General features: G+C 33.6%; 7 protein-coding genes and 1 pseudogene. 7 read left to right on the top strand and 1 reads right to left on the bottom strand.

Features of this window, described 5'->3' with window-relative positions; all coding sequences use genetic code 11:
* Nucleotides 1-393: 393 nt before the first annotated feature.
* The 7 genes from ACFE0M_RS18275 (at nucleotide 394) to ACFE0M_RS18245 (ending at nucleotide 8,807) form a co-directional block, all read left to right on the top strand.
* The gene (locus ACFE0M_RS18275; RefSeq protein WP_434547236.1) at nucleotides 394-3,324 is read left to right on the top strand and encodes a hypothetical protein; all 2,931 of its coding nucleotides are present in this window, start codon (nucleotides 394-396) and stop codon (nucleotides 3,322-3,324) included.
* Complete coding sequence (locus ACFE0M_RS18270) at nucleotides 3,321-4,433, top strand: mechanosensitive ion channel family protein (protein ID WP_434547235.1); 1,113 nt, start codon at nucleotides 3,321-3,323, stop codon at nucleotides 4,431-4,433. The genes ACFE0M_RS18275 and ACFE0M_RS18270 overlap by 4 nt, the downstream gene beginning before the upstream one ends.
* A 64-nt stretch (nucleotides 4,434-4,497) precedes the next feature.
* A complete protein-coding gene (locus ACFE0M_RS18265) occupies nucleotides 4,498-6,495 on the top strand; it encodes an OmpA family protein (protein WP_434547234.1) in 1,998 nt (665 codons plus the stop codon).
* Nucleotides 6,496-6,636: 141 nt separating this feature from the next.
* Nucleotides 6,637-7,239 carry an acetyltransferase gene (locus tag ACFE0M_RS18260; RefSeq protein WP_434547233.1) on the top strand — a complete coding sequence of 201 codons (603 nt, stop codon included), beginning with the start codon at nucleotides 6,637-6,639 and terminating at the stop codon, nucleotides 7,237-7,239.
* A 2-nt stretch (nucleotides 7,240-7,241) separates the two neighbouring features.
* Entirely contained in the window at nucleotides 7,242-7,871 is a 630-nt protein-coding gene (locus tag ACFE0M_RS18255) for an acetyltransferase (protein ID WP_434547232.1), read from the top strand.
* On the top strand, nucleotides 7,868-8,392 hold the full coding sequence (xrtF, locus tag ACFE0M_RS18250) for an exosortase family protein XrtF (protein ID WP_434547231.1): 525 nt from the start codon (nucleotides 7,868-7,870) through the stop codon (nucleotides 8,390-8,392). Before ACFE0M_RS18255 ends, xrtF begins: the two co-directional genes overlap by 4 nt.
* Entirely contained in the window at nucleotides 8,382-8,807 is a 426-nt protein-coding gene (locus tag ACFE0M_RS18245; protein WP_434547230.1) for an exosortase F system-associated membrane protein, read from the top strand. The genes xrtF and ACFE0M_RS18245 overlap by 11 nt, the downstream gene beginning before the upstream one ends.
* A 63-nt stretch (nucleotides 8,808-8,870) precedes the next feature.
* Here ACFE0M_RS18245 and ACFE0M_RS18240 read toward each other — a convergent pair.
* Nucleotides 8,871-9,064: pseudogene (locus ACFE0M_RS18240) on the bottom strand (IS110 family transposase); the annotation flags it as partial.

Genomic DNA, 9,064 nt, shown 5'->3' with positions numbered 1-9,064 from the left:
TTTTTTTAATTATCTGTGCAAAAAGTGTAATATTGCTCATGAGGGGTTTTTTGGTTTTTGTGTCAACCCAAAATTAATATTTTGGGATAAAACTTAAACCCCTCTCTTTATTTAGGACGGTATTGACTTAATGGGATTTTGGTGAATTGCAATACAATAATTTCATTAATATTTTATTTTCAAAGATGTGGAAATTCACTTCTAATTCTCAAATACCATTCTTCAACTTCAAACTCCCCTCTGACCAAACCCACACCCGTCAGCTTTTTTTAAAAACTAAACACTAATTCAGGGAGTCAAAAGTCCCCTTTGGGGATTTAGGGGCTTTTCCTTGTACCATAATTGAATATTTGGTAAAATGCATTAATTTTAAAAGTGCATATAAATTATTTAATGGAAGAAAATCAGGAACAGCTTGCATCCCAATGGCATTCATTTTTACAGGAGTATTTCCAAAAGCTTATACAGCATAAGAAAGAATTTCTAAAAACCCATTTAGAATTTGTTAGAAAACAAAAACCTGTTCAAACTGATGAGGCGAATTTCAAGGCTGATGATGATTATAAACAAGCAGTTTATGATTTTATAAAAGACACTTATTCTGAACATCCACAAATAGAAAAAGCGGATTTTGAAGAATTACATGCTTCTCTCATCACGGAGTTTCAAAATTTACTTTCTTCTGTGCCTGATGTCATCATAAAACAACAACAGCCGGATAGGTTCCAAATTCAAAAAGAAGATGGCTTTGGATTAAAATTTAGAAAGCCCTTTAAGATTTTCTTTTTCCGTTTGAGCAAATGGCCTTTTCACTTTATAAATGCTTTCAGAAAGCAGAAAAAGCCATTGAAATATTGGAAACATGAAATCAAAGCCAAGGCATTGTTTGAAAGACAGTTCTTTAACGGTTTTCTGGATTCAATTAATGAAGTTAACCATGATATATCAAAAGAATTTACGGCTTCTTTAGTCAAGTTAAGGGTGTTTGAAGACTTACCTACTGACGAAAACCATACCGATTTCAAAAGTTCTGAATTAGGATTTGATTCCGATTTTTTAAAGAAAATTAAAACGCAAATTAATGACCAATATCTCCATTTATGTAAATCCTATGAGGAAGAATTTGAGATTGCTGGTACTATAGAATTTAGTAGTAAATTACTTAATCCAAAAAGACTTGATAAGGATTTTAAGCAGTTTAAAAAACAGTTTGCTAGAAAACACCATCATTGGAATAATACCATACATGCACTTTTTGAAGACTGGCGTTCAGAATTAGAACTATCAGCTTTGCAATCCTTTATGCAAAAAAGTATTAAAGGGTTAAATGCTAATGTAGAAGATTGGCATGATAAATTGAAAGTAAATTTTATAAATCCTATTAAATCATTTTTAGCTGAAGCCCAATCGACTTTTGATCATAGTGAAAATGAGGAAGAAGATATATCTAAAAAGATTACTCAAGTAAAATATATAACAAATAAGCAACTAGACCAAGGTTTAATTCAGAAAATGCAGGAAAGCCTTTCCAAAAATACCATTTTAAATCAGATGGATAGGCTAGAACATTTGATAGGGGAACGTATTGAAAAATTGGCCAATGATTATGTGGTTACCAAATCAAATAATTTTGATAGTCCTTTAGAGGATAATGAATTATCGTCTATTTCAAATTATGAGTTATTATCTTTTGAGGTAAAGCCCAAGCTTAACAATAAACTTGAGGCTTTAAAAAGTAATATATTTCAAAAAATGGGTGAGTTGCTCATCAAGGTTGGAGATATAGATGAAATTGTTCATTATGTTTTAAGTTCTGCCTCTAATTCATTGGGTTCTGAGTCAAGTGAAAATGAAGCTAGGAAAATTGTAGTGGATGGATTTGAAAGAGCTGAGAATACCGCTGAAGAAGTAGATGATCAAATTCAGGAGGTCATCGAGCAAGCTAATGTTGAATTGAAAAAGTTGAAAGATGAGCTGATTCAAGAACTTCAAAAGCTAAAGGAAAATGAAAACGTATCGGCCTTAAAAATTAGAATTAGCAAAGCTAAAGCCATTCATAAATCTGAAGCAATTACCCAACAAGCTTTAGATTTTATAAAACAGTATTATGTGGTAGTCAAAAAGTTCACACTTAAGTATTATCAGAAAGCTTGGGAACTGAAAGACCAATTGTCCAAACGATTTCTGTCTGCTACTATTGAAAATGAGCCAAACCGTGCCGTCTCAGATTTTTTAAACGAATCTAATCAAGTTATAGAAGGACTGCCAATTATTTATAAAAGATTATATGCCATCGAACCATTAACCGATATGGTATTATTTGAAGGCAGAAAAAAGGAAATTGAACAGCTTTCTAAAGCTTATATGGCATGGACTGAAGGGAAATATGCATCGGTTTTGCTTACTGCCGAAAAATGGAGTGGTATTACTTCCCTAATCAATTATGCTGTTAAAAATGTAAAATTTAATAATGTCCCAATCCGTACTGAGTTAAAATTAAATAATCCTGATCCTAACCATTTAATTAAATACTTTTCTGATTTATTGGAAACTGAGTTTTCAGATATAGATTCGATAATTGAACATTTGAATTCAGGAAAGAAGCGGATTATCATATTTGAGAATTTGCAAAAGCTTTTTTTAAGGGAAATGCATGGTCAGAAAGCTTTGGTGGAGTTTATTGATATCATGACGGCTACTCAACGCAATGTTTTTTGGATCGGCTCTATGTCTATTTATACTTTTAATTACTTGGAGAGATCCCTAAAAATGAGTGCTTTTTTCAGCTATCATATTCCGTTGGAACCACTAAGTGATGACGAGATAAGTCAGCTTATTATCAAGAGAAACAGGATTAGTGGCTTTAAAATTAAATTTGAGGCTTTAGAAAAAGATGCCAATGATAAAAAGTTTAAAAAGTTGAAGGAAGAAGAAAGACAGCAGTATTTGAAAGAACGCTTTTTCAAGGATTTGAATAATTTTGCCAAAAGTAATATTAGTATGGCTTTGATGTTCTGGCTTTTATCTACCAAAAAAGTAGATGACCAAACTATAGTTATCAAGAATTTCAAGAAACCTGATTTTAGCTTTTTATCATCTTTGAAAAATGATAGGGTGTTTGTTTTGCAAGCGCTCATTATGCATGACGGATTACAATTGGATCAATTGGCTAAAGTATTATCCTATAGCTTTACCAGAGCAAAATTTTTAATATTGGAATTATTGGAAGATGGTGTTTTGATCGAAAAGGAATCGCAATTCTTGGTTAACCCTATCATTTATAGAAATACAGTTCAACTCCTAAAATCAAGAAACTTATTATGAAATCAGGTTATATGAATTGGATGTTTTCTTTTCTTTTGGGAATCTTGATGGCTTTTCAAGTTCAAGCTCAGGATAGCACCCAAATTAAAAAAGAAAGTTTAATAGGAGTTAAGCCTTCGGTTGATTCGCTTAAGCAGAATCTGAAAACCGATACTTTACAAAAGCCTTTATTATTAAAAGACTCAATCAAAAAGGTTAAGAATGCTTCGCAGGAAGAGGATAAAGTTGATAAATCTGACCAATCGGAATCTTCAAAAGATGTAGTGGCAGATACAATAGTGGTAAAAACTGAAAGTAGTGCGGACAAAGATGGATTTGGAGATAGTAAAATTCAAGAATTATCGAACTTGATATCAAGTGGAAATATATTCTACACTATAGTCTTTTTAATATTTGGCTTTGTTTTCATTCGCATCATTACCTATATCCTAAATGCACTAGCAGAACGAAGCACTAAGTACAGAATCGCTTTCAAAGGCTCTATTCCAATAGTGAAAATTGTAGGATGGACCATTGTTATTATCCTTATCATAGTGGTAATTTATCAGCCTTCTGTTGCCTCTATGTTAGCAGTTTCGGCTTCCATTGGTGTTGCAATTGGTTTTGCCTCACAGGATATTTTGAAAAATATTTTTGGCGGAATTGTTATTCTATTAGATAGACCGTTTGTTTCTGGAGATAAAATAGAGGTGGATAAATATTATGGAGAAGTGGTGGAAATAGGTTTACGTTCCACCCGGATTGTGACTCCGGATGATTCGCTAGTTTCAGTACCTAATGCGGTGATGATGAACAGTTCCTTATCCAATTCCAATGCAGGAGAGCCCAATTGTCAGGTAGTGGCAGAAATTTACTTACCGCTTACAATCGACACCATCAAAACTAGGGAAATTGCCACACAAGCGGCTACGATTTCTAAATATATTTATTTGGGAAAACCCATTACAGTTCTTTTCTTGAATGAAGCCAATAATAATCATTTCTATTACAAAATGAGAGTCAAAGCCTATGTGATGGATATAAGAGATGAATTCCGTTTTAAAAGTGACATGACCGAATTAATCATCGCAGAATTGGTGAAAGAAGGAATATTGGATGGAAAATTTTAAAAAGTAATTTCTGTTACTTTCTTTAAATGCATATATTTCAATTAATTTGTACAAAAAACCGATCATGCATAAACCACTATCAATCTTTATGATCATATTTTCAATCAACATAAGCTGGGCTCAGCAAGATATTCCTAAAAGCTTAGGTTCTAATGTGAATTCATCTTATCAGGAAACAAAGCCCGTAATTTCCCCAGATGGCAATACTTTATTTTTTGCTAGGCAGAATTACCCTGAAAATTATGCAGGTTCAAAGGATCCACAAGATATTTATGTTTCGCAAAAGCGAAACGGATCTTGGTCGGGAGCGCAAAATATTGGAGAGCCCTTGAATGATAAATATCCTAATGGGGTAAGTTCTGTAACGCCTGATGGCAATACTTTACTGGTAATCAACGGGTATAATGAATATGGCGATGTTTTGGATGGAGCTTCTATTTCTCATAGAAAAGGCGGTCGTTGGCAATATCCGCAGATGGTTTATATTCAGGAGTTTTACAATTTAAATGAGTATATTGATTATTATCTGGCTAATAATGAAAGAACGCTTTTATTAGCAATCGAAACGGAAGAAAGTTATGGCGACCAAGATTTATATGTGAGTTTTAGAATAGATGAAAGAAACTGGTCAAAACCTGTCAATTTAGGCAGACAAATCAATACCTCTTCACCTGAGTTCTCGCCTTTTTTAGCGGCAGATAATAAGACCTTATTCTTTTCATCTTATGGTCACAATGGCTATGGTGATGCTGATATATTCTATTCAAAAAGATTGGATGACAGCTGGCAAAATTGGTCAAAACCAGAAAACTTGGGAACTGATGTAAATTCCAAAGAATTTGAGGCTTATTATACCATAGATGCTGCAGGTGAAAATGCCTATTATGTTACAACCAAAGGTAGTATTGCGGGCTCAAAGGATATTTACGAAATGACTTTGCCTTATAAATTTAGACCCGATCCTGTTTTACTTTTAAAAGGTGGGGTAGTGGATGCTTCAAATGGAAATAAATTAGAAGCTGAGATTGAGTTTGTTAATACCAATAATTATGAAAAAAATGAGGATGTCATTTCCAATGCAGAAAATGGATTCTCTCATATTTTAGAAAAAGGGGCTTTGTATCAATACTTACCACAAAAAAAGGGGTATGTCGGCATATTGCAATATCAGGATTTAACCAAACTAAACGAATATTTGGAACAGGATCAGAAATTGGGAATGTTACCAATTGAGGTTGGTTCAGAAATCCCTGTTCATCACATCACTTTTGTAAATAATGCTGACATCTTCAGATCTGATGCCTATTTTGAACTCGATAGATTTGCCTCATTATTGCAAAGCAATCCGCAAATGCAGATTCAGATCATAGGTCATACATCTCAATTACCATTAGAGGCTGAAAATGATAGGTTGTCTTACAATAGGGCAAAGGCAGTTGCCGATTATTTTGAAAAAAAGAATGTGCATCCCGATAGATTAAGAATCAAGGGATCAGGGGAGAAAGTAGCTTTCTATTCCAATACGGATGTTGCCCTGAAAAATGGTATTGCATTAGAAGACCGTATCACTATTAAAATCATAAGTATGGATTGGGAAAAACCTAAACCAAAAGATACAGATGGAGATGGTATTATTGATATTGAGGATGATTGTCCGACCTTGGCAGGGGTAGCGGAAAATAATGGTTGCCCTGAGATTACAGAAGAAACCAAGGAGGTATTAAAGGAAGCATTGGAAGGAATCGAATTTGAATTAGGTTCGGATGTCATTAGGGAGCAATCGCTTCCGATTTTGGATAAAGTAGTGACCGTTATGCAGGAAAATCCAGATTATAAATTGAAAATCTCAGGACATACCGATAACCAAGGGGATGATGATGCCAACTTATTATTGTCACATAAAAGGGCACAGGCCACAAAAAAATATTTAATGGATCAAGGCATTGCCATTTTAAGATTGGATGCCGTTGGTTATGGAGAAATGCAGCCTATAGAAAGTAATGATACGGCTGCAGGCAGAGCAAAAAATAGGAGAGTGGAATTTGAGATAGTTTTTGATTAGGCACAGCATCCTAACCTCCACTCAAGGGAAACTTAGGTTAGTGCAAGGAAGGTTCTTTTTGTTGTTGATTATTAAAAAATATAGCGTAATAATTATCCCTTTAATTATTTTTAAATTTATTACTAAAAAACATATAATTAAATGTATTTATTCGGAGCCAGTGGACATGCAAAAGTAATAGTGGATATTCTTTTATCTAAAGGTGTTCAAGTGAAGGGCTTTTATGATGAAGATGAATCTAAAAAAGAGCTCTGGGGGATTCCTGTAATAGGAAAAACAAAAGACTTTAATGATCCTATTGAGGAATGTATTGTTTCCATAGGGAAAAACAATACCCGTAAAAAGGTAGTAGAACAGTTGAAAGATGCAGAATTTGGTATAGCCATTCATAAAACTTCAAATATTGGCTCACACGTAGAAATAGGAGAGGGAACTGTTATAATGCCTGGAACTATTATCAATGCGGATACTAAAATTGGTGAGCATGTGATTATCAATACTTCCTCCAGTATTGACCATGATTGTAATATTGGTAATTTTGCACATATTGCACCGAATGCCTCACTTTGTGGAGGGGTAGAAATAGGGGATGGCACTTTAATTGGTGCAGGTGCTACTGTCATCCCCTTAGTAAAAATTGGAAATTGGTGCACAATAGGTGCGGGGGCAGTGGTAGTGGAAGATATTCCGGATCACTCAGTGGTAGTAGGAAATCCTGCCAAAATTATTAAACAAACAGTGTAGAGATGACAGAAATTGCAATATTTGGGGCAGGGGGTTTTGGAAGGGAAGTGAATTTGATAGTGCAACAATTAATTAAAAAGGGATATCCATATCATTTTTTAGGTTTTTTTGATGATGAAGATAAATCTGCTGAATTTGGTAAATTATATTTAGGCAATATTGAACAGCTCAATAAATGGGAAAGACCTATATCTATAGCTTTGGCTATTGGAGATGGAAAAATCAGAAAAAAAGTAGTTGAAAAAATTACCAACCCAAAAGTGGAATTTTCGAAAGTTATTTCTCCTTATGCTATATTTAATGACCTTATAAAAATAGGGAAAGGTAGTATTATTTGTGCAGGGGCTAATTTAACCACCAATATTCATATTGGAGATTTTGTGTTGGTAAATTTGAATGCTACCATTGGGCATGATTGCCAATTGGATAATTTTAGTTCTTTGATGCCCGGTGCCAATTTAGCTGGGGATGTTAAATTAAGGCAATGTGCTTTTGTGGGTAGTGGAGCCAATATCTTAAATGGATCGGAAATGGGTGAAAATGCTGTTTTAGGTGCAGGAGGTGTATTAACAAGAAATTTAGAGGCCAATAAAACGGCTACCGGAGTTCCTGCCAAAATTAAAGACCAGTGAGTTTATATCAAGATTTTAAACCTTCCATTTTATTTCTGGCCAAGTTTATTGGCTTGTATATCATATTAAATGTGGTTTACGGCTTCTATTTGGATGCATCCAAAGGGAAAGCCGATATTATGACCCAATGGGTAACGGAGCAAACAGCAGATATTATTGATCTTTATGAAGATAAAATTAGCACAGGTCCGAAAGAAGATTTGAAAAGTATCTTTATTTTTAAAGATGCCAGAGCAGTATTATCTGTTTACGAAGGATGTAATGGGCTAAATGTCATGGTTATTTTCATTGCTTTCCTATTTGCTTACGGAAATCTGAGCAAAAGCATGTTGTGGTTTATTCCTTTAGGCATATTAGTAATTCATTTATTTAACCTGCTTAGGATTTTATTATTGTTTCACGTGACTATTTCAATGCCTGATTTTTTATATTTTAGTCATAAATATTTATTCACTGCATTTATTTACATAGCCGTTTTTGGTATGTGGGCACTTTGGATTTTTAAAGTCAATGAAAAATAAAGACTGGCTAAAACCTGATCGAAAACTTAGAGTTCTGCTGATTCTAATTAGCATTACAGCTTTGGTCATTGTTTTTATAGGTCAACGTTTTGATTATAGTTTATTGATTTCTGATGATTTGAGTTCTGAATATCAATTCATCATCAATAGAACTATTAGATTCTTGATCAATGATAATTTAGTACTTTTGCTAATTTATGGGCTATTTTATGATAAAAAGTATGTGAAGTTTGGATTGACAGTGGAAGCAGTAGGTTTTTTCTTTTTGTTAATTCCGTATTTCATTTTACGGTTTTATACTGACATTGATCATATGTATATCAGTTTTATTCATAGATTGATCATAAATCCTACTTTAATGGTGCTTTTGATTCCTGCCATATACATACAACGCTCAAAAATTAACCAATCTTAACCACAGAGATTCTGTGTTGAGAACCAAATAATTTTTTATTAAATTTACTATTAGGAAAACAAATCAAGAGCGGACTTGATCCAGCTCGGTTAGGGCGGCCTCTCGGGGCTGCTCTAATAAAAATTTATCCTTATATCTTTCTTCTTTTTTCCATAGCGTATAAATTAGTACTAGCAATTTTCTTTGCACTGCCACATAACTTTTCATTTTAATTTTTTGTCTTTCGAACAGATGGTTATAAAAAACATTTAATGATT

The organism is Marivirga sp. (genome assembly GCF_051117495.1).
Lineage (GTDB): Bacteria > Bacteroidota > Bacteroidia > Cytophagales > Cyclobacteriaceae > Marivirga.
Note: the sequence above shows the minus strand (reverse complement) of the source record. Positions and strands in the feature narration are given on the sequence as shown.